At 60.0% G+C, this 21,355-nt stretch carries 15 protein-coding genes, 1 tRNA gene and 5 pseudogenes; 8 read left to right on the top strand and 13 right to left on the bottom strand.

Annotated elements, in window-relative coordinates:
• Positions 1 to 82 precede the first annotated feature (82 nt).
• The 7 genes from fdnG to PW947_RS06300 all read left to right on the top strand — a co-directional run bounded on the left by fdnG (position 83) and on the right by PW947_RS06300 (position 10,043).
• Entirely contained in the window at positions 83 to 3,154 is a 3,072-nt protein-coding gene (gene fdnG / locus PW947_RS06330) for a formate dehydrogenase-N subunit alpha (protein WP_299630206.1), read from the top strand.
• Between the two features lie 10 nt (positions 3,155 to 3,164).
• Positions 3,165 to 4,097 carry a formate dehydrogenase subunit beta gene (gene fdxH, locus PW947_RS06325; protein ID WP_299630205.1) on the top strand — a complete coding sequence of 311 codons (933 nt, stop codon included), beginning with the start codon at positions 3,165 to 3,167 and terminating at the stop codon, positions 4,095 to 4,097.
• Positions 4,087 to 4,719, top strand: coding sequence for a formate dehydrogenase subunit gamma (locus PW947_RS06320; RefSeq protein WP_299630204.1), 633 nt, complete (start codon positions 4,087 to 4,089; stop codon positions 4,717 to 4,719). Before fdxH ends, PW947_RS06320 begins: the two co-directional genes overlap by 11 nt.
• An 855-nt stretch (positions 4,720 to 5,574) precedes the next feature.
• Positions 5,575 to 6,510, top strand: a complete 936-nt coding sequence (gene fdhE / locus PW947_RS06315; RefSeq protein ID WP_299630203.1) for a formate dehydrogenase accessory protein FdhE — start codon at positions 5,575 to 5,577, stop codon at positions 6,508 to 6,510.
• Positions 6,511 to 6,528: 18 nt separating this feature from the next.
• Positions 6,529 to 7,986 carry an L-seryl-tRNA(Sec) selenium transferase gene (gene selA, locus PW947_RS06310; protein WP_299630202.1) on the top strand — a complete coding sequence of 486 codons (1,458 nt, stop codon included), beginning with the start codon at positions 6,529 to 6,531 and terminating at the stop codon, positions 7,984 to 7,986.
• Positions 7,983 to 9,905 carry a selenocysteine-specific translation elongation factor gene (gene selB, locus PW947_RS06305; RefSeq protein ID WP_299630201.1) on the top strand — a complete coding sequence of 641 codons (1,923 nt, stop codon included), beginning with the start codon at positions 7,983 to 7,985 and terminating at the stop codon, positions 9,903 to 9,905. The genes selA and selB overlap by 4 nt, the downstream gene beginning before the upstream one ends.
• Before the next feature lie 42 nt (positions 9,906 to 9,947).
• Positions 9,948 to 10,043, top strand: a tRNA-Sec gene (locus PW947_RS06300).
• Positions 10,044 to 10,254: 211 nt separating this feature from the next.
• Here PW947_RS06300 and PW947_RS06295 read toward each other — a convergent pair.
• The 9 genes and pseudogenes from PW947_RS06295 to PW947_RS06255 all read right to left on the bottom strand — a co-directional run.
• Positions 10,255 to 10,422, bottom strand: a pseudogene (locus PW947_RS06295) (HU family DNA-binding protein); the annotation flags it as partial.
• A pseudogene (locus PW947_RS06290) lies at positions 10,416 to 10,580 on the bottom strand (IS66 family transposase); the annotation flags it as partial. The pseudogenes PW947_RS06295 and PW947_RS06290, both read right to left, overlap by 7 nt.
• A gap of 45 nt (positions 10,581 to 10,625) precedes the next feature.
• Complete coding sequence (locus PW947_RS06285) at positions 10,626 to 10,748, bottom strand: hypothetical protein (protein WP_299630200.1); 123 nt, start codon at positions 10,746 to 10,748, stop codon at positions 10,626 to 10,628.
• A 301-nt stretch (positions 10,749 to 11,049) separates the two neighbouring features.
• Positions 11,050 to 11,229, bottom strand: a pseudogene (locus tag PW947_RS06280) (IS66 family transposase zinc-finger binding domain-containing protein); the annotation flags it as partial.
• Between the two features lie 186 nt (positions 11,230 to 11,415).
• Positions 11,416 to 12,123: a GGDEF domain-containing protein gene (locus PW947_RS06275; protein WP_299630606.1), complete on the bottom strand. Its 708-nt coding sequence runs from the start codon at positions 12,121 to 12,123 to the stop codon at positions 11,416 to 11,418.
• 29 nt (positions 12,124 to 12,152) lie between these two features.
• Positions 12,153 to 12,539, bottom strand: a complete 387-nt coding sequence (locus PW947_RS06270; RefSeq protein WP_299630199.1) for a DUF1987 domain-containing protein — start codon at positions 12,537 to 12,539, stop codon at positions 12,153 to 12,155.
• An 18-nt stretch (positions 12,540 to 12,557) separates the two neighbouring features.
• The gene (locus PW947_RS06265; RefSeq protein ID WP_299630198.1) at positions 12,558 to 13,121 is read right to left on the bottom strand and encodes a SiaB family protein kinase; all 564 of its coding nucleotides are present in this window, start codon (positions 13,119 to 13,121) and stop codon (positions 12,558 to 12,560) included.
• A 14-nt stretch (positions 13,122 to 13,135) separates the two neighbouring features.
• Complete coding sequence (locus tag PW947_RS06260; protein ID WP_299630197.1) at positions 13,136 to 14,254, bottom strand: SpoIIE family protein phosphatase; 1,119 nt, start codon at positions 14,252 to 14,254, stop codon at positions 13,136 to 13,138.
• Positions 14,255 to 15,342: 1,088 nt separating this feature from the next.
• A complete protein-coding gene (locus PW947_RS06255; protein WP_299630196.1) occupies positions 15,343 to 16,914 on the bottom strand; it encodes an MFS transporter in 1,572 nt (523 codons plus the stop codon).
• Positions 16,915 to 17,080: 166 nt separating this feature from the next.
• Here PW947_RS06255 and PW947_RS06250 point away from each other — a divergent pair, with 166 nt between their 5' ends.
• Positions 17,081 to 17,956 (top strand): LysR substrate-binding domain-containing protein, encoded by an 876-nt coding sequence (locus tag PW947_RS06250; RefSeq protein WP_299630195.1) that lies wholly within the window; start codon positions 17,081 to 17,083, stop codon positions 17,954 to 17,956.
• 116 nt (positions 17,957 to 18,072) lie between these two features.
• On the opposite strand, the pseudogene PW947_RS06245 reads toward PW947_RS06250, so the two are convergent.
• From PW947_RS06245 to PW947_RS06230, 4 genes and pseudogenes are all read right to left on the bottom strand, one after another.
• Positions 18,073 to 18,240 (bottom strand): annotated as a pseudogene (locus tag PW947_RS06245) (ATP-binding protein); the annotation flags it as partial.
• Positions 18,241 to 18,350: 110 nt separating this feature from the next.
• Entirely contained in the window at positions 18,351 to 19,598 is a 1,248-nt protein-coding gene (locus PW947_RS06240) for a PepSY-associated TM helix domain-containing protein (protein WP_299630194.1), read from the bottom strand.
• A gap of 204 nt (positions 19,599 to 19,802) precedes the next feature.
• Entirely contained in the window at positions 19,803 to 19,982 is a 180-nt protein-coding gene (locus tag PW947_RS06235) for a hypothetical protein (RefSeq protein ID WP_299630193.1), read from the bottom strand.
• A gap of 181 nt (positions 19,983 to 20,163) precedes the next feature.
• Positions 20,164 to 20,480: pseudogene (locus tag PW947_RS06230) on the bottom strand (TIGR02594 family protein); the annotation flags it as partial.
• Positions 20,481 to 21,355: the final 875 nt, after the last annotated feature.

Here is a 21,355-nt window from a genome sequence, read left to right as displayed (position 1 = left end):
GACGGATTGCAACGTTAAAGAACGTCATATACTTTCTCTTGTACCTGTTGTCCCCACATCACTACAAAACGACGAGGCGGTCATGCTGCAAATGTCTCGCCGCCAGTTTCTGAAGGTCACGGCATCCACGCTGGCCGGGTCGAGTCTAGCCCTGATGGGCTTTTCTCCGGACAACGCGCTTGCCGAAGTCCGGCAGTACAAACTGGCGCGCACCACTGAAACCCGCAACACGTGCCCGTATTGCTCGGTCGGTTGCGGGATCCTGATGTACGGCCTCGGCGACGGCGCGAAGAACGCCACGTCGAGCATCATCCACATCGAAGGCGACCCCGATCATCCGGTCAATCGCGGCACCTTGTGCCCGAAGGGTGCGAGCCTGATCGACTTCATCCACAGCCCGAGCCGTCTGACGATGCCCGAGTATCGCGCGCCGGGTTCGGACCACTGGCAGCCCATCGCGTGGGGCGACGCGCTCGACCGCATCGCGAAGCTGATGAAGGACGATCGCGACGCGAACTTCGTCGAGACTACCGAAGACGGCAAGAAGGTCAACCGATGGTTGACCACCGGCATGCTTGCCGCATCGGCCGGTAGTAACGAAGTGGGGTATCTGACGCACAAAACCATCCGCAGTATGGGGATGCTCGGTTTCGACAACCAGGCGCGTGTCTGACACGGTCCGACGGTGGCAGGTCTTGCCCCGACGTTTGGCCGTGGAGCGATGACGAACCATTGGGTCGACATCAAGAACGCGGACGTTATCCTGGTGATGGGCGGCAATGCGGCCGAGGCGCATCCGTGCGGTTTCAAGTGGGTCACCGAAGCGAAGGCGCACCGCAAGGCGCGCCTGATCGTTGTCGACCCGCGCTTTACCCGCACCGCTTCCGTCGCCGACTACTACGCGCCGATCCGCACCGGCAGCGATATCGTCTTCCTTGGCGGGGTGATCAATTACCTGCTGACGAACGACAAGATCCAGCACGAGTACGTGAAGAACTACACGGACTTCCCGTTTATCGTGCGCGCGGATTTCGCGTTCGACGACGGTCTGTACTCCGGCTATAACGCGGACAAGCACGGCTATCCCGACAAATCCACGTGGGACTACGAGCGCGGCGACGACGGCTATGTGAAGGTCGATCCGACCTTGCAGGATCCGCGTTGCGTGTACAACCTGCTGAAGCAGCACTACGCGCGCTACACGCCGGAAATGGTCGAAAAGAGTTGCGGCACGCCGAAGGAAAAATTCCTGAAGGTCTGCGAGATGCTGGCGACCACGGCGGTGCCCGGTCGTGCCGGCACGATTCTCTACGCACTCGGCTGGACGCATCACTCGGTCGGCGCGCAAATGATCCGCACCGGCGCAATGGTGCAATTGCTGCTCGGCAATATCGGCATCGCGGGCGGCGGGATGAACGCATTGCGCGGTCACTCGAACATCCAGGGATTGACCGATCTCGGTCTGATGTCGAACCTGCTGCCGGGCTACATGACCTTGCCGACCGAAGCCGAACAGGACTTCGACGCGTACATCAAGAAACGCGCGGCGCAGCCGTTACGGCCGAACCAGCTGAGCTACTGGAAGAACTATCGCGCGTTCCATGTCAGCTTCATGAAGTCGTGGTGGGGCGACAACGCCACCGCCGACAACAACTTCGGTTTCGACTATCTGCCGAAGCTCGACAAACCGTACGACCTGTTGCAGCAGTTCGAGCTGATGCATCAAGGCAAGATGAACGGCTACATCTGCCAGGGCTTCAATCCGCTCGCGGCCGCGCCTAACAAGGCGAAGTCCACGGCGAGCCTGGCGAAGCTGAAATGGCTCGTCATCATGGACCCGCTCGCCACCGAAACCTCCGAATTCTGGAAGAACTACGGCGAGTACAACGACGTCGATTCATCGAAAATCCAAACCGAAGTATTCCGGTTGCCCACCAGTTGTTTCGTGGAGGAACGCGGTTCGCTGGTGAGTTCGAGCCGTGTGCTGCAATGGCACTGGCAAGGCGCCGAGCCGCCCGGGCAGGCGAAAAGCGATCTGGAAATCATGTCGGGCATTTTTCTGCGGATGCGTAACGCGTATCAGGAACAGGGCGGCAAGTATCCCGATCCGATCGTCAAGCTGAGCTGGCCGTACGCGAATCCGCAGAGTCCGACGCCCGAAGAACTCGCAATGGAGTTCAACGGCCGCGCGCTTGCCGATCTGACCGACCCGAAAGATCCGACCAAGGTGCTGGTGAAGAAGGGCGATCAGTTGTCCGGTTTCGCGCAACTGAAGGACGACGGTTCGACCGCGAGCGGTTGCTGGATTTTCTGCGGTGCGTGGACCCAGGCGGGCAACCAGATGGGGCGTCGCGACAACGCCGACCCGACCGGTATCGGCCAGACGCTCGGCTGGGCGTGGGCGTGGCCCGCGAACCGGCGGATTCTGTATAACCGCGCGTCCGCGGATTTGCAGGGCAAGCCGTTCGATCCGACCCGCAAGCTGATCGGCTGGAACGGTTCAGCGTGGACCGGGCCGGACATTCCCGACTTTAAGGCCGACGAGCCACCGGAAAACGGAATGGGTCCGTTCATCATGAACCCCGAGGGCGTCGCGCGTTTCTTTGCTCGCGACGGCATGGCCGAAGGCCCGTTCCCCGAGCACTACGAGCCGTTTGAAACGCCGCTCGGCTACAACCCGCTGCATCCGCAGAACGCGAACGTGACCAGTAATCCGGCCGCGCGCGTGTTCCCGGACGACCGCGCCGCGTTCGGCAAGGCGGCGGATTTCCCGCACGCCGCGACCACATATCGTCTGACCGAGCACTTCCATTTCTGGACCAAGCACGCGCGGCTGAACGCGATCGTGCAGCCGCAGCAGTTCGTCGAGATCGGGGAAGACCTCGCGAAGGAGGTCGGCGTGGTGGCGGGCGATCGCGTGAAGGTGTCGAGCAATCGCGGACACATCATCGCGGTGGCGTTGGTGACCAAACGGATCAAGCCGCTGATGATCGACGGCAAGAAGGTGCAGCACGTCGGTATTCCGTTGCATTGGGGGTTCAAGGGCTTGACCAAGCCGGGCTACCTCGCCAATACGTTGACGCCGGTCGTGGGCGACGGGAATTCGCAGACACCGGAATTCAAGTCGTTCCTGGTGAAGGTCGAGAAGGCATAAAGGGAGGCTCATGGCACTGCAATCACTGGATATCAAGCGCCTGTCGGCCACCACCGTGCAACCGCCGGTTGCACGGACGCCGGTAACGGGAACCGTCGCCAAGCTGATCGACGTCACGAAGTGCATCGGTTGCAAGGCGTGTCAGACCGCGTGCATGGAGTGGAACGATCTGCGTGACGAGATCGGCGACACCATCGGCGTTTACGACAATCCGCGCGACCTGTCGCCGGAATCGTGGACGGTGATGCGTTTCTCCGAGCACGAGAACGACGCGGGCGATCTGTCGTGGCTGATCCGCAAGGACGGCTGCATGCACTGCGAGGACCCGGGCTGTCTGAAGGCGTGTCCGTCGCCGGGTGCGATCGTGCAGTACACGAATGGCATCGTCGATTTTCACGAGGAAAACTGCATTGGCTGCGGGTATTGCGTGACCGGCTGCCCGTTCAACGTGCCGCGCATTTCGAAGAAGGATCATCGGGCGTACAAGTGCACGCTGTGTTCGGACCGTGTCGCCGTCGGACAGGAGCCCGCGTGTGTGAAGACCTGTCCGACCGGCGCGATTGTCTTCGGCACGAAGGAGGACATGAAGGAGCACGCGGCCGAGCGCATCGAGGATCTGAAGGAACGGGGTTTCGCGAATGCGGGACTCTACGATCCGGCGGGCGTCGGCGGCACGCATGTGATGTATGTGCTGCATCACGCGGACAAGCCTTCGCTGTATCACGGCTTGCCGGACAATCCGCGGATCAGTCCAATGGTGCGGTTGTGGAAGGGCATCGCGAAGCCGCTGGCCGTTGCCGGGATAGCGCTGGCCGCGTTGAGCGGGTTCTTCCATTACACGCGGGTGGGACCGAACGAGGTCACGCCGGACGAAGAACTGGACGCGCAGGAAGAAGCGCGCCGTATCCGGGGCGAACGCAGGGAGTGGACAGATGAAGCATGAAGACCCGAACCCGAATCTGATCGTGCGTTATACGGCGAACGAGCGCACGAATCACTGGATCACCGCGATTACGTTTGTGTTGCTGGCGTTATCGGGGCTGGCGTTGTTTCATCCGTCGATGTTCTGGCTGACGAATCTATTTGGCGGCGGGCAGTGGACGCGGATCCTGCATCCGTTCGTCGGGGTGGTGATGTTCGTATCGTTCATGATTCTTGCGCTGCGGTTCTGGCATCACAATTATCTCGAACGCGAGGACATTCAATGGCTGAAACAGATCGACGATGTGCTTGCGAATCGGGAGGAGAATCTGCCGGAGATTGGGCGGTATAACGCCGGGCAGAAGCTGCTATTCTTTGTGATGGTGTTGTGTCTGGTGTTGCTGCTTTGCAGCGGTGTGGTGATCTGGCGTGCTTACTTCTCTTTCTACTTTCCTGTTGGTGTGATCCGGCTCGCTTCTGTTGTTCATGCGGTGGCGGCGTTTGTTTTGATTATGGGGATTGTGGTGCATGTTTATGCCGGGCTTTGGATTAAAGGTTCTATCGGGGCGATGACGAGGGGGACGGTGACGTTGGGGTGGGCTAGGAAGCATCATCCTAAGTGGTTTAAGGAGGTTGTTAAGTAGGGTTTTGGGTTTGTTGTTGTGGGTGTGGTTGTCCCGTTTTCACGGTGGTTTGCCTGGATCGTCCCTGTGCGGGACCGCACCTACTTTTCTTTGCTCGCGCAAAGAAAAGTAGGCAAAAGAAAGCGCGTTTACCTCGCGCTTCGTAGCGAGTGGCGTCTAGTAATTTTCGGGTAGTGGACCGCGCACGTTTGGAGTTGCCGCACCGCCTGGCGTGGTGGCCCGCGCCCGCACATCCCGCCCGCTTTGCGGCGGTCGCCCACTTCAAAAACCCATTTGCGCTACGTCACTTGCACGCCGTTTCGACGGTTCCGACGCCCGGACCAAAGGCCGGTTTTCGCCACGCCCATCGCCTGCGTTCACGCCCGTTCCAGCGTCCGACTCAAGGCCCGGTTTGCGCCACGGAATTCACCCGCATTCACGATGGTTTCGACGTTCCAGGTTGCCAGGAATTTTGCGCGCGAGAACGGACCGGCGCTTGCCAGGAAAATGGGTGTTATGACGGACGGAGTTCGGGGCGCGAAGAGCGCCAAGAGATAAAGACGGGGCTGTGCCCGTCGGCTGTCGCGGAGCGAACAGCCGGAACGAATGATTGCCTTGTCACCAAGACATGCGGTGCGGCAACTCCACTACCCGTTCTGAGAGGACGCCACTCGCTACGGAGTGTCGGTGTAAACGCGCTTTCTTTTGCCTACTTTTCTTTGCGCGAGCAAAGAAAAGTAGGTGCGGTCCCGCACAGGGACGAACCAGGCAAACCGACGCGAACACGGGACAACCACATCACCGCAAGCACACCCAGAAAAAACCAAAAAGCAAAAAACCCAAAACCTTATCCAGTTAAAAACCAGGAAAAAGCAAGTGCCCAACCGAATCCTCGACCCAGGCGAAATCGAATCCCTGGACCACACCGCCATTCCGCGCATCGCCCTCCCATCCCGCGCAACGACCTTCTCCGCGCGAGCAGCGCGCTTACGCACTCAATCCACCGGCAGTCCCATCGGCGGCTACATCCGCCTGATGTCGACAGTCGCCGATGCCCAGCATCAACTGCTAGCCGGCCTCGAAACGGAATTGCCGTCGGCAGACCAACTCGCCACCGCGCAACAGCACTCGATGCCGCTCATCCCCGCGCTCTCGCCATTTCGCGAAACGACCGGCTGGCAAACTGTCCTCCATCGTCTGCTGGATAAGGTAGAAGCGGGCGGCGCTGTCACGCCGGCACTCGCCCGCGTAATCGACTCGATCCGCGAAAAAACCGATCCGCAACTCGACGCGCAAGCCGACGCGATGCTCGCGCATCGCTACAACGAAATCGATCCGGCGACCGCGCCATTCATCATGGCCGCGTTGCAAGTGGTCTGGACCGACCTCGCGTGCTGCATCAACGCCCGCGACGTGCCCTACGTCGAACCCGGCGTCTGCCCGGTTTGCGGCAGCCTGCCCGTTGCAAGCGTCGTGCGCGTCGGTGGATCGCAAGCGGGATTGCGCTATCTGCAATGCGGCCTGTGCGCCAGCGAATGGCATATGGTCCGCGCCAAATGCTCGAATTGCGACTCGACCAAAGGGATCGCCTATCATGGCATCGACGGCGGTAATCCCGCGCTCAAAGCCGAGTCGTGCGATGAATGCCACACCTATCGTAAGATCGGCTATCAGGAAAAAGACTACGACTTCGAACCGCTCGCCGATGACCTCGCCAGCCTCACGCTCGATCTGTTGATGAACGAGGCCGGTTATCAGCGCGCCGCGCCCAATCCGCTGCTGTGGCCCGAAGTGCCGTCGGACGATGCATAAAACACGGAGAAACAGCGGGTGAGCGAAGTGTCGGGCAGTGAACTCAATGCGTTGCTGGCACGGGTGCCGGCTGTCGAAAAAGTCGTCGCGTCCGCGGCGGCGCGTCCGCTCGTCGAGCAATACGGACGCACGCAAGTAGTCGATGCGGTGCGCGCGGCACTCGATGCGCTAAGACGCTCGCTGCAAGCAGGCGCGTCCGGCACCGCCCCGCCCGCAGACGAAGCGCAGATCGTCGCGTCAGCCGCGAGCACGCTTGCCGCGCGCTCGCAAAGCCGTCTGCGCACGGTGTTCAACCTGACCGGCACGGTGCTGCATACAAACCTCGGTCGCGCGTTATTGCCCGACGAAGCCGTGCGCGCCGTCATCGATACGATGACGCGTCCCGCAAACCTCGAATTCGATCTCGCCACCGGCCGTCGCGGCGATCGTGACGACCTGATCGACGACCTCATCTGCGAACTTACGGGCGCCGAAGCCGCCACGGTCGTCAACAACAATGCGGCGGCGGTGTTGTTGACACTGTCCGCGCTCGCATCGAAGAAAGAAGTGATCGTGTCGCGCGGCGAACTCGTCGAGATCGGCGGCGCGTTCCGGATTCCCGACATCATGTCGCGCGCGGGCGCGAAGCTGCGCGAAGTCGGCACGACTAATCGCACGCATCTGAAAGACTACGAAGATGCGATCGATCCCCGTACCGCGTTGCTGATGAAAGTGCATTGCAGCAACTATGCGATTCACGGCTTTACGAAGAGCGTCGCGCTGGATGAACTCGCGCCGCTGGCGCGTGCGCGCGGCGTGCCGGTCGCGGTGGATCTCGGCAGCGGCACGCTGGTCGATCTGGCGCAGTGGGGTTTGCCTGGCGAGCCGACCGTGCGTCAAACCGTGGAAGCCGGTGCGGATCTCGTCACCTTTAGCGGCGACAAATTATTGGGCGGTCCGCAGGCCGGATTGATCGTCGGCAATGCGGAGTTGATCCGCAAAATCAAGAAGCATCCGTTGAAACGCGCGCTGCGGGTCGGCAAGTTGACGCTGGCCGCGCTCGAACCCGTGCTGCAGTTGTACCGCGCGCCGGAGTTGCTGCGCGAACGACTGACCACGCTCAGACTATTGACGCGTCCGATGGCGGACATGCAAGCTGCGGCGGATCGGCTGCGTCCGGTCGTGCACCAGGCGCTCGGCGACACTTTTAACGTGACGTCCGAACCGATGTTCAGCCAGATCGGCAGCGGCGCATTGCCCGTCGATCAACTGCCGAGTTACGGTCTGGTCGTGCGTGCTGCGACGGGAAAAAGAAATGGACGGATGTTGATGAAGCTCGAAAAAGCCCTGCGTGAATTGCCGCGCCCGGTCATCGGACGCATTGCGGACGATGCGTTGCGGCTCGACCTGCGCTGTCTCGAAGCCGCCGACGAAGCCGCATTCGCGGCGCAATTCGTCGCGCAATTCGCGAAGCAGGAAACGGAGTTGCGCGCATGATCGTCGGCACCGCCGGTCATATCGATCATGGCAAAACCACGCTGGTTCGCGCACTGACGGGCGTCGATACCGACCGTCTGAAGGAAGAGAAAGCGCGCGGCATTTCGATCGAACTCGGCTATGCGTACACGCCGTTGGCGAACGGCGAAGTGCTGGGCGTGATCGACGTCCCCGGCCACGAAAAGCTCGTGCATACGATGGCAGCAGGCGCATGCGGCATCGATTTCGCGCTGCTCGTGATCGCGGCCGACGACGGCATCATGCCGCAAACCCGCGAGCATCTCGCGATCCTGCAACTGCTCGGCGTGACGCGCGGCGCGATCGCGTTGACGAAGACCGACCGGGTCGACGCCGAACGTGTCGCGCAGGTACGCGCGGACATCGCCGCGTGGCTCGCGTCGACGCCGTTTGCCGATGCGCCGTGCTTCGACACCAACGCCACGCAAACCGGCGACGCCGGCGTCGCGCAATTGAACGCCTGTCTGCGCGACGCGGCCGCACATTGGCAAACGCGTCGCGACGACGGATTGTTCCGGCTCGCGGTGGATCGCGTGTTTACGCTTGCGGGACAAGGCACGATCGTCACCGGCACCGCGTTCGCCGGTCGCGTGAACAGCAACGACACGATGCTGCTCGCGCCCGCCGGTAAAGCGGTACGCGTGCGCAGCGTTCACGCGCAAGGCCGCGCCACCGAAACCGGTTGTGCAGGCGAGCGCTGTGCATTGAACCTCACCGGTATCGACAAGGAAGCGATTGCGCGTGGCGACTGGATCGTCGATCCGCGCCTTGCTGCGACGTCGGAGCGGCTCGATGTCGAGTTGAGCCTGCTCGACGATGCAGGACTCACGTTGCAGCACTGGAGCCCGCTGCACGTGCATCTCGGCACGACGCATCGGGTCGCGCATGTTGCGTTGCTCGATGGCGGCACGTTGGCGCCGGGTCAGTCGGCGCGCGTGCAACTGGTGTTCGACGCGCCCGTGTGCGCGGTGCCGGGCGATCGTTTTATCGTGCGCAATCCGCAGGCGACGCGTACCGTCGGCGGTGGACGTGTGCTCGATCCATTCGGCCCGCCGCGCAAGCGACGCACGCCCGAGCGACGGGCGTGGCTCGATGCGTTACGTGCGTGGCTCGATGCAGGCACGCTGGAGCCGCTGCTGGACACCGCGCCGCGCGGCTTGTTACGCTCGACGCTGCTGCATCTGACCGGCTTGCCGGCCGACGCGCTGAGCTTGCCGGAATCGGCGATTGCGATTCCATTGCACGGCAAGACTGCCGACGACGCGCTAGTGATTCTCAGCGCGCACTGGACGCGTTTGCAGACGCACGTCGCCGAGACGTTGCAGCAGTTTCACGCGCGCTGGCCCGACGAACAGGGACCGGACGTCGCGCGGTTGCGCCGGATTGCCGTGCCGCTGGTGCCGGACGCGTTGTGGCGAGCGTTGATCGATACGCTGGTCGCCGATGGTGTCGTCGTACGAAGCGGTCCGTGGCTGCATTTGCCCACTCACGCAGTGGCGCTCGACGCGACGGAAGAAGCGCTTGCGAAGGCAGTATTGCCGTTGAGTGCGGCCGGACGTTTCGATCCACCGTGGGTCCGCGATCTCGCGAAAACGACGAGCGCACCCGAAGAGAACGTGCGTGTACTGATGCGCAAACTCGCGCGGCAGGGTGCTGTTTATCAGGTGGTGCGCGATCTGTTTTACCACCGCGACGTGGTACACGAACTGGCTTCGATGGTTGCTGCGCTTGCGGGATCGCACGGCGGCGCGTTGGGCGCATCGACGTTCCGCGATGCAACCGGATTGGGACGCAAGCGCGCGATCCAGATTCTGGAGTTCTTCGATCGCGTTGGGTATACTCGATTTCAACGTGATCTGCATATGCTGCGTCCCGATAGCCGTCTCGCCGATCTGCTTTAAGCGAGCGCGCGTCAAGGTAGTGCCCGTTGTCCATGCATCGAAGGAAGGCATTCGTATCTGGTGGTGCGGCTGGGCTTCAAACCCAGTAAGGGGTGTCAGACACTCCTTGGTCGGTTCGACTCCGGCTGCCTTCCGCCACAAGGGCTTTCCGGGTCGTTCCAACTTCTTCCATCGGTGCCCTGTAGATCGATGATTTTAAAGCGGTTTATGGGTAGCGGCGTGCTTGCGACGACCGTTGACGTCCCGCACAATCTCCTCACGAAGCGGCCGCCCGCTCTTGGTGCGATCTCCAGGAATTGACCATGTGCGGGCGGAGAGGTCAAACTCCCCCGCCCGCGCAAAACGCACCTCATTCGTGCGGGTCGCCGTGAGGATGAGCCGATGCAACACGCGCGCAGCGCGCCGGGGACGTCGTGAACTTCACTGTCTTCGCTGCAGCGATCTGGATCTCCGCGCCGGTCTGCGGATTGCGACCCGTGCGCGCGGCGCGTGCGCCCGACGAAAACGCCCCGAAACCGGTTCGCTGCGCCGGCCGAACTGCTGGCGTCTGAGGATCGAGATCTCGTGGGTCAACTGGTCGATACGGGTCTGCCGGTAATGCAGCTCCCGTTGCCTCTCGTCGACCTCACGTGTCTTCTCCCGGATCTCGCGGTCCCTGTCCTCGACCTGGGCCATCAGTTGCACGGCGAGCGCGCGTAACTGTTTGCGCCCTTGCCGTCGTCATACGACGCGGATCACACCGTTCGGGCCGATGCGCTGCCACGGCAGACCCACCACCAGACCTGCGAGCTGCTCCTGCGTGAGTGCGCGTTGCTTCGGTTCGCTGTCTTCGCTAGTGTTCACGTGTCCACCTATTTAAGTGGACACGATGCTCCCAAGACCTTCAATGCAACTCAAGACGGGATGACCGGGCGCTTACGCAGGTTGGGCGAAAGAAGCGGTTGTGGAATTGCTTGCGGCCGACGACGTCAATTACGAAACAAGGCTGCTCGCAAACGTCATTGATGATTGTCGGCAAGCTTTGGTCTAGTGATAAACGGTCTGGGGACGGGGGTAGATGACGGACGAACGCGCGCCGAGACAACGAAAGAGCACGTTAAAACATCTGCTCATGGATTCGTTATTCGGGCAGCGCATTGCGGTCCGGCAACGGCTGGGTGGGCATCGGTGCAGTGATTACCGGCGTGCGCTCCGCGTGGCGCTCGCAGTGGCGGCATGCATAGTTGAAGCGCACGTGCTGAAGCACGGAGGCCTTTACTTCGATATGCAACTGTTCGCTGACATCTTCGCCCATGCGGTGCAGTGCGTGCGCGCAGCACGGACATACCTAAGCGCTCCCGGCTTACGTCCCGGCTTGCTTCCCTTGGGTGCCGGCGGATCCGGCAGACCCGTGTCGGGGAGCACAAACGCGTCCTCAGTAGCGCCGGCATCCATGTCGTCGCGAGAATCGCCCGACGACAGGCGTGCTGCAGAGCTAGTCGCTCTCAACGTGCTCGAAGGCTTCGAACGCCTACATGCTCGGATCGGCGAATTCCACACGATCGCGGCCGCCCCGTTTCGCCTTATACAACGCTGAGTCCGCCACTCCGTAAGCGGTGTCGAAATCGGTGCCGGCCGGATTGAAACTAACACCAAAGCTGGCTGTGATGCGACGGTCAACCGGTGCCGCGAAAACGAGGCTCGCAATCGCGATTCGCATTTCATCCGCTAGCTGAAGCGCACGGGCGAGTTCGTATCCCGGTAACAACACGGTAAATTCCTCACCACCAACACGCCCGATCACCCCTCGCTCGCCTACGATACGTCGCAAGCAGTCGACAATACCGAGGATTACCGCATCGCCAACTGGATGACCGAAATCGTCGTTGACGCGCTTGAACTCGTCGATGTCGAGGAGGATCATCACCGCCTGACCGGCGCGCAATGCCTTGCTCGTACGCTCGATCACCGCGCTGCGGTTCAGTACATCGGTCAACGCATCGTGCGTCGCACGATATTGCAACTGATGCGTGAGCGCCTGCATCTCTCGCTCTGCACGGTCGCTGCGTCCGATCAGCCGACGCGTCTCGCGCATCAGCCGCTCAAAATGGCCGATCAACTCACCTAGCGCCAGCCGGCATTCATTTGCGTCGATTTGTGCGTGGATCGTGCGCGCCTTCTCCAGCGCGTCGCTCTCGTTCTGGAATAGATCCGGCGCGTCGTTCGAAGGCGCGTTCATAGAGAAATTCAAACCCACTGTGGCCGTCCTTACGTTGCAACCGGACAATCGGAAAACTGGATCGCCGTAAAATCGGCCTGCAATTCCTCGCCAAATTCGAGAATGGTTTCGTCTTCGGCGTCCCGATACCAGTTCACCAGCACGCGATTTCCCGACGACGCCGCCTCGTCCAATGCATCGAACACACTAAACAGCATCTTGGTGCTTGAACTGTTGAAGTAAGTCAGCGTGACATCCACGGCAATAGCCGTATCGTCACAAGCAGCAAGGTAAGCGCGAAGCTGTTCGATGATCGGGGCATAGAACGCTGCCGCATTCTCCGGATAAGACTCGCCTCGAAGCGTGAGTACGTTCTGATCGAATCGAAAATCGACTTCCGGCGAGGTCGTCGTGGCCGCAATATAAAAATTATCCATGGCGCGTACTCGTCCCTCTCAGATTATGGTTTTGAGGCAAAACAGCGTGGTCTCCGGCGCATCGACACGCGGATGAAACGCAAATTCGAGCGGCGCGCTCGCATCGCGAGCCATCGTCAGAAACCCGAGTCCCGCACCTTTGCTTTCTTCTGGCGTCTCGGCACGCAGCGAGTGCTTGTACGCCTGCTTGATCTCTTCCAGCGACATGCTGCGCAACGGCTCCAGCCTCTCACGCAGTCCGTCGACCGCGGTCGTCGCCACGGGATTCACGCACAACATCAGATGACGCTCGTTCTCAGTGGTGATGCACACCGCGCCCTCACGGATCGCGCCGCCCTTGTCCCATCCTTCGACGAGCGCGTCGGAAGAATAGTGGACGATATTCTGCGAGATTTCGATAAAGGACGAGAACAATTTGCGGCGGGTCGGCGCGCTGATTCCGGCCACTTCAAGTTGAAGCTTCACGACTTCGCTCATCGCCGCGACAATGCTGTGGGAGAAATAACCCTTGTGATAGAAAATCAGGTTTCGCCGTCGAGCAAGTTCGAAGAATGCGCCGTCCTGATCGGAAAGTTCAAACATGTTCATTGACTACCTTATACGCGTGCAAAAAAGAGGGTGACGTCATCGCGACGCGACTGCGCGCCCTGCCAATCCGCCAGCGCGCGTTGCAGATTTGCCGATATCGCGGCGAGCGGTTGTGCACGGTGCTCGACGATAAGATCGAGTGCGCGTCGCTTCCCAAAAGCAATCTTTCGCGGACCGCCAATCTGGTCGATCAGTCCGTCCGTCGAGACGAATAGCAAGCTGCCTACAGGCAGCGCGACGGTATTCAACGCCCAGGTGTAATCGGCGAGGCTGTCGACGTAGCCGACGCCCACGCGATCGCCTGCAATGCTTTCGAAGTGACTTGCCTCGGGACGCAGTACGTGCAGCGCGATCCGTGCACCGGAGAAATGGAGTTGACGCTGCGCAGAGTCGAACCAGAAGAAGGCGGCATCGAGGCCGTCGTCGGATTGCGGCGACTCGCCCTCTTCGCCGTGCACCTGCCCCAGCAAGCCCTTGACGTTGCGATTGACGGCGGCAAGGAGCGCGGCGGGATCGCGCGGTCCGATCCGCTCGAGTGCCTGCGAGAGAGAGGCCGATGCAAGCAGCGTCATGAAGGCGCCCGGCACGCCGTGGCCGGTACAGTCGGCGGTCGCGCCGAACCATCCATCGTGGAACGACGCGAAGTGATAGAAGTCGCCGCCCACGACATCGCGCGGTTCCCAGATCAGTTCGGCATCCGGTAACGTCGTGGATAGCGTATCGCGCGAAGCACGCAGCATCGCCTGCTGGATCACACTCGCATATTCGATGCTCTGCATAATCTGCCGGTTTTTCTCCGCCTGCATTTCCGCGACGGCGCCCAACAGTTGCAACCCGCTCGCAAGTCCAACGAAGCTCCCTGAGCGCGTCACGATGAAGCCATCCGACAACGCCTTTTCACCTGCCTCGACCGTCTTGAACGTAAGCGCCTCAATGCTCATGTGTGCTTCGACGATCAGCGGCTCCTTGTCCATGAATGCGATGCAGCTTTTCTTGTTGTACAACTCGCGGTGAAACGGCTTGCTCATTTCCGACAGGAAAATGTCGCGATTAATTAGTCCGATGGGCCGCTCGCCTTCCACCACGGCGAGACTCACCATGTCACGACGCGCATAAAAGATTTCCATAGCCGCAGCGTTCGAATCGGCCGCGTCGATGGTCGGAACGTCCTGACACAAATCTCCGGCGCAACGTGGGCTTCCAGGGACACCGGGGCGACGAAACTGCGCGAGCGCGGGATGCATGACTAGACTGCCCGTTAAACAGGAAAACCAGCACGCTAATGCGTGTTTATGTCGTTTTCGTTAAAGTCATTAATTAAAGAAATCCCTCTAATGAAACATGTATGACGCAACCAGGCCGAAAGCCCCGTTGCAAACGTTTTCGTGTTTACCTCGGCGTCGCAAGCTTTTTCGACTCACTGACGCTCGTGACCAGTGGCGCTCATTGAACGCTTGAAAACAATCGGAGACGCGTTGGATGTATCTCGACAGAACATCGCTCGGTGCGACGACGTTAAGCAGCAATTCGAATAGCCCTATCGGGCCAAATACGTGATCGCAGGCGAACGACAAGTCGCCAGGCCTGGTCTCGCTCACTTCTCGGCGTTCTACAAGATTGGTATCGTATTTCGTCGCGCGCGGGCTGACTCGTCTATCACGCTCCACAAACCGGACTAGCTCAAACCCGTGGCACGGTCGATGGGCCATTTATGAGCGGCCGCTGGCTTTGGCTTCAGTTCGCACTCGGGCTTGGCGCTATCCTCTGCGCCAGGCTTTGACGTCCAGAAAAAGCTACTGGATAGTCGAAAAAACACCTTCGCGGTACGCCACTGGATACAAGTAGTCCAAGTGCATTTGATCCGCAGTGGGCTCCAGTCGCCCTCATCGGAATCGTCGTGCTAGCGATCCGGCTTGCGGTATGGCAGATGACCCCGTGCGTCAAATGCCGACGGCTTACGTTACGCGAGACTTCCGTATGATTGCCAGACTCGGGACGACTTCTCCAACGCAGGGCAATGAAATCTGTGGGCGCGGCGCCGTCATTTGAGTGCGCGCGATTTTCCGAAACGTGTCCAGAATCGCCTGCGTTCCGGTCTTTGGTCCGCTGCGCTACCGCTAGAATTTGTCTTGCCCCCTATCGCATCCCCCTCAAAGAAATCGACGAGTTTAAGCGTCGGGCAACCATTCACCGTTGGGTCTCTACGTCAAATAAGTCAAGCGTGTTCCCGCTCGCACGCCGGCACACGCGACCGCACGCGGTCCGCCGACGGTTCGTCGTCCGTGCGAACGCGGCTCAGAAACGCTAATACCGCAATCGCACAGAGCAGCGTGACGACAGTCAACCCTCCAAGCAGATGACCGAACGCGTCGGAATAAATGTGCTGCAGCGTGACTCGCGACAAGGCGGGGAGCAACACCGATGCTCGCTCGATATCGCCCGCAGCGAGTCGCGCGGCAGCTTCGGATACTGTGGCGGACATCGCCTCTGGCTTCATGGCCGACAACACGCGTGCCCGCGTGAGCGCCGCCAGAATTGCGTTCACCATGGCGAGTGCAATGCATTCTCCCGCGACGCGGGTGGTGCTGAATATGCCCGTCGCCATCCCGGCGCGCTCCTTCGGCACGACGCTCACTGACAGTCCGTCCATCAATCCCCAGGGCATCCCGGCGCCAATGCCAATCGTGAGCAATGGCGCGATCGCGGTCGGGCTCGCGCCGTCGCGTAATGCAACGCTCAGCCAATACAGGCCGACCGCGGCGATCAACAAGCCGATGCCCGAGATGACGCCAGCAGACATCCAGCGCGTTAGCAGCGCGGCGACAAGCGGCACAACGAGCATGGGAGCAGACAGCGCGAGCATCAGCAAGCCGGCGTCGATCTCGCTGTAGCCGTCGGCACCGATGAAACGCAGTGGCAGCACGACGAGCAGCACGATGTAGCAGTAGCAGGTCGCAATCGGTAGCACCTGCACGCCAACGAAACGCGGATAGCGGAACAGGGACAAATCGAGCATCGGCCGCGCGACTCGCATTTCGACCACCACGAACAGGGCGGCCAGCAGTGCAGCGCCCACAAGGGATGCGACGACAAGCGGGCTCGACCAACCGCTTTCGGGGGCCTGGATGACGCCAAAGGTGAAGCATGACAACGCGCCTGTGAACGTTGCCGTTCCCGCCCAATCGAGGCCCTGCGCGTTCGGGTCACGCGACTCGCGCATCTGCGACGCGCCTAACAGCAGCGAGATTGCGCCAGCCGCGGCACTAGTCACGAAGATCGCGCGCCATCCGAATCGCTCGATCAGGACGCCGGCAAGCACAGGTCCGAACGCGAGCCCGACCCCGAACGTGGTGCCGAGCAGACTGAATGCCTGGGTGCGCCTGGGGCCATCGAACTCCTGCGCGAGGGCCGCTGTCCCGCCCGCGAGCGTCGCCGCCGCCGTAACGCCCTGCACCGCGCGCAGTACATTGACGACAAAGATCGACGGCGCGAAGCCGAGTACCAGCGAGACCAACGTAAATCCACTCACGCCGAACGCAAACAACCGTTTGCGTCCGAACCGGTCGGCCAGCGCCCCTGCCGCCATCAACAGACTGCCAAAGGTGAGCATGAATACGTTCGTGATCCAGTTCAGGGCGATTGGGCCACCCGCAAGATCCCGCCCGATCGCGGGCGTTGCTACCGCACCGCCGGAAAAGCTGAGCGGTAACGCAAGCGCAGCCAGACAAACGGCCGCGAGGAGTGCGACTTGCCGCCTCGATGAAACGGGGGGAAAGGTCTTGTCCATCTTCGCTCTCCAAAGAAAGCCGGTGCGTGCAGCGCGACGTAGATATGCACTCCCGGTAGAGCGATGAACGATAATTCAGATTCAATCGAAGAAAAACAATGCAGTCTTCCGCAGATAGCGGAGTTGAATTCCTGAATTGAACAGGCCTTGGCGGCATCGGAGCGAGATGGATAACCTCAACGGAATCGTTGCATTTGTGCGCACGGCGGAGGCGCTCAGTTTCGTCGCCGCCGGCCGAAAACTCGGCATTTCGGCGTCGGCGGTCGGCAAGACCATTGCGAAACTGGAGCAATCGCTCGGCGTGCGCCTTTTTCACCGCACAACTCGCAAGGTCACGCTCACCGACGAAGGACGTCACTTTTTCGAGAGCTGCCATCGGATTCTGGACGATCTACATGACGCCCAGGCCGTCCTGTCGGAGGCGGCACAAATGCCACGCGGCAGGTTGCGCGTCAGCTTACCGGTAATCGGTTATCGATTCCTGATGCCCGTGCTGCCGGAATTCGCACGGCTCTATCCCGATGTTGAACTCGATCTGGATTTCAACGACCGGCTCGCCGACGTCGTCGAAGGCGGATTCGACGTAGTGATCCGCAGCGGCGTGCTGACGGATTCGAGTCTGATGTCGCGCGGTCTCGGTCCGTTCAGCTTTATGTTGTGCGCGGCGCCTAGCTATCTGGTGCAAGCTGGCGTACCCCGCACGCTGCGCGAGCTAGAAGCGCACGCATGCGTGCGCTACCGCTTTCTGACGACGGGCAAGCTCCAACCGTGGGCGCTGTCGGCGGACGACAGCGAGCCTCCAAACCTGCGCACAGCGATGACCTGCAACAACATGGAAGCCTTGCGCGAGGCGGTCATCGCGGGCTTTGGTATCGGGTACATGCCCGATTTTCTGGTACGCGACGCGCTCGCGACGGTGCTCGACGATCACCGGAAGCCCCCTGGACAATTCTCGATCCTATGGCCGTCGAGTCGGCAGCTATCGCCCAGACTCAGGGTGTTCGTCGACTTTATGTGCGCGCGGCTGTTCAAGGTCGTGTAAAACGGCAGTTCATGGCCGCGTACGGCCCGATGCGTTTTGGCTCAGTTCGACCCACTTCTGCCACTCACATTGCTCCGAAGCGGACGCTCTGGAAGCCATGTTAACTGACCGAACCTGTGCGTCAGCCGATCCAGCAACGCAGTGGTCATCTTCGCGTCGCCGAACACGCTGGACCATTCGGCGAAGTCCAGATTCGTTGTCACCGCAACGCTTGTGTGCTCGTACAGGCGACTCAGCAGGTGGAATAGCAACGCCCCGCCGGCCTGGCTGAAGGGCAGATATCCGGTCTGTCTGTCGTTGCGACTTACCACTACAACAGTGCCCACAAAGGCGATAAAAATATTAGAAGCACGTCGGGCATCCGCAAATGGCCACTGTAACGCGCTGAGAACTCTCAACGCGCCAAGCCGAACGCCCGCCGTCTTTGACCTTCCTGCTTTGCCTTACGCTTGGCCAGATACATCAGCACCCCGGAAAGAAACAGAATGGTCGGACATATTCCGGTGAGGAACCAGATCGCCCTGACGAGATAGTACGCAAATCCAGGCCCCCATTGGCCGAAGTGGACAAACATTATCCAGTTGGTGGCCCGGATATCCACTGGACTCTCTTGGGGAGTCAGCACCTTTTCGACGCGACCGCTACAGCCATTAACGGTGACGCTCGTAAGAAGCGGCGCAACCATATGTGGGTTGCGACTTCCCATTAGGACTACCGGGTTCGCCTGGCTAATATCTAACTCCAGTATCGAGAGAGATGACTCGGCATTCGCCGCATTTCTGGCAATCTCCTGATAAGTTGCGAGGCGTAGGGCGGGAATTTGCGAGGCGCAGGCATTGTTGGGAAATACATCACTCGCATCTACGTTGGCGTTGGCGTTCGATTCAGAAAGCAGCTTGACTGCCTGAGAAATAATGGCGGCTGCCTGCGTCGGCCAGAAATGAAGAGATGCCGTTGTCACGATAGCGAGAAGCACCACGAGAGCGTAAAACCCGGCCACGTTGTGAAGATCCACCATTATCCGCTTGATACTGGCACCGAATTTGATTCGGGTTCTCGCCTTGAATTGCTTCCCGAAGTTCTTCAGAGAAGGCCACCACAGCCATAGGCCTGATATAACCAGCGTTAGCAGAAACAGCACGCCGTATGTGTGGAATGTGTAGCCGATTCCCTCTAGCAGGAGGTGCGCGTGAAGATTGTGCAAGACGTAGAAAAATGTGCCGCCAACCAACTGCTCCCCCAATACTCTGGCCGAGTAGGGATCGATAAACCACTCGTGCCGGTCGTGTCGCCCCTGTACTACCGGCGGCGAAACGGGTGAATAGGGATTGATAACCGGACCGCGCCATCCGGGCGGATTCACCGGAACGTAGCTAAAGACCGTCGATGCATCTGGCTTGAGTGGCAGCCTGATCGAGAAAGTGCTTACCCCCGGGTGAGTGCTCCTGAATACACCAATCAACGTATCGAGCGGGACATAGGCCGGAATTCTGGGTACATCGACTCGATAGAGAGACGGCGTAAGTACCTCATGTATTTCGGTCTTGAATACGAGTGCGCTTCCGGTGAGCCCCATGAATGCAAAGTAGATGCCCAGAACGAGGCCAATCCAGAGGTGTGTCCAGTAGAGATACTTACGCACGGAACTGTAGTCCGGCAACGCGGGAGCAAAGCGTCGTGCGAGCGATTGTCTTCAGGTCTGGCTCAGTCGGATCGCCTGCGTACGGAAGTACGCAGGCGAGACAGATTCGTCGGAGGTCTTGAGAAGACCTGTCGAGGGAGTCTTGCGGCATTTTTCAGGTATCGGTCCGGTGTGCGAGGTCGATTGCGGCGACATCTCAAACTATCAGGCATCGAAGCGGGGGCCGAGGATACCATTCGGATCCGGGCAGAAACGTGGCGCGAAACTGGCAAAAAAGTTAAACACTTCCGACAATTCTTTTTCCAACGCTCCCGCATCGCACACACTTGCCTGATGCTCCGCTGCCGCCGCGACTCGAATCAACAACACGCGGATGGCGGTCACTGGCACTCGCTACCGATTTGTCCCAAACTGATTTAGCTCATACGTAGCGCGGCCCATAACCCCAACCAGAGCGCCACGCATAATCCGTCCATAAACGAGCAGCGCCACGCCACCGGGTATCCCAATCGCGCCCAGCACGACGAAACCGGACATACAGGTTCCCGCTGAGCGATACATCAGGCCAGCTTGTGGGATCGTCGCGAGTCAAGACAGTAATACAACCGTAGGTTGGGCTTTTCAAGGGCGATACCCCAATCGAGCCAGGATCGTGCCAACGCGGATCTGGTACCTCGAACCCCGACGCATGCCAAGCACCAGTTAATGAATGAGGAACACCACGAAACCTTGTCGTCGTAGCCAACGAGATTGGTTTGGTCGTTGTACTCGACTATCCGCGGGTTCGTCTCGCCAACCGCAAAACGTCTGATGCCACGTTTCGGCAATCGCCACAGGCATCCAGGCAGGTTCAGCGACGCTATCGCGGGCATTTATGATCATTCGCGTTGGAGGTTTTCTTGTGTGCTTACCTCGATTGTCGTCGATTCGGGCCAAGTCGTCGACCGTCTCATCTTGGCCGGTTCGTGCCCGTTGGGTGCCGACGCCGGCGGGCCTCAGGCGATGCTCGACAGACGCCGTCTGCGTACTCTTTCGCTGCCAATCGAGTCCGGTCCGTTGACAACTTAAATTCGCATCCGGGCCCCCCCCCAACATGCCTTCGAAACCTGCGACGTCTCACGATTACGCGAATTGACGAGGTTATAGTCGCAACGGTGACAATTTTATAGTCGCAAAATTGACGACTTTAATGCGTTCTACGGCACTGCAATCCATCTTGCAACATTGGTCGATCTTAGCGCTCGGTGAGTCTGCGCGCTGGACCGATCAATGCTCTATCGTGGACTCGAAGCGTTGTCTTTAATCCGTTCATGTACGAAACCCACATGATGATCATGCGCTTCTCGGGGCAGTCCGAGTATGTCTAGCAGATGAAGAGCGAGCTCGGTCGGAAGACGTCGTTGATTCATATTCTGCCCAATGATTTCTTAAATTTGACGTAATCGGTAGCAGTGGCATTTTGACTTTCAGAAAGGTGCGGTTGCCAATTTGAATACCCGCGTCATATTGCAGCCGAAGTGGTGGCGGGGAAGATGGCGATTCCCTGCATACAAAGCGAAGTCAATCGAGCCTTCTGGCAGCGATGGATCCGACACTCGGGCATGCAGTATGGCCGGAGCAGGCGCCCGTCAAGTAGTAGCTTCACAGTCCGGAGAATCGCGACCGTACCACCCCGGGCACCTTACTTGGCAGCATGACACTCCAGGCACTCGGATGCACGCGGTCCTCGATACGGTCATCTTCCCACGGGTCAAGCA

This window comes from Paraburkholderia sp., assembly GCF_028283785.1.
Classification (GTDB): domain Bacteria; phylum Pseudomonadota; class Gammaproteobacteria; order Burkholderiales; family Burkholderiaceae; genus Paraburkholderia.
The sequence above is the reverse complement of the archived record's forward strand: the minus strand, read 5'-3'. Positions and strand labels throughout refer to the sequence as shown.

What these genes read in the sequence shown, in the direction of transcription:
- fdxH (WP_299630205.1), top strand. Translation starts at nt 3,165, where the DNA reads ATGGCACTGCAATCACTGGATATCAAGCGCCTGTCGGCCACCACCGTG.
- PW947_RS06320 (WP_299630204.1), top strand. Translation starts at nt 4,087, where the DNA reads ATGAAGCATGAAGACCCGAACCCGAATCTGATCGTGCGTTATACGGCG.
- selB (WP_299630201.1), top strand. Translation starts at nt 7,983, where the DNA reads ATGATCGTCGGCACCGCCGGTCATATCGATCATGGCAAAACCACGCTG.
- PW947_RS06275 (WP_299630606.1), bottom strand. Translation starts at nt 12,123, where the DNA reads ATGAACGCGCCTTCGAACGACGCGCCGGATCTATTCCAGAACGAGAGC.
- PW947_RS06270 (WP_299630199.1), bottom strand. Translation starts at nt 12,539, where the DNA reads ATGGATAATTTTTATATTGCGGCCACGACGACCTCGCCGGAAGTCGAT.
- PW947_RS06265 (WP_299630198.1), bottom strand. Translation starts at nt 13,121, where the DNA reads ATGTTTGAACTTTCCGATCAGGACGGCGCATTCTTCGAACTTGCTCGA.
- PW947_RS06260 (WP_299630197.1), bottom strand. Translation starts at nt 14,254, where the DNA reads ATGGAAATCTTTTATGCGCGTCGTGACATGGTGAGTCTCGCCGTGGTG.
- PW947_RS06255 (WP_299630196.1), bottom strand. Translation starts at nt 16,914, where the DNA reads ATGGACAAGACCTTTCCCCCCGTTTCATCGAGGCGGCAAGTCGCACTC.
- PW947_RS06250 (WP_299630195.1), top strand. Translation starts at nt 17,081, where the DNA reads ATGGATAACCTCAACGGAATCGTTGCATTTGTGCGCACGGCGGAGGCG.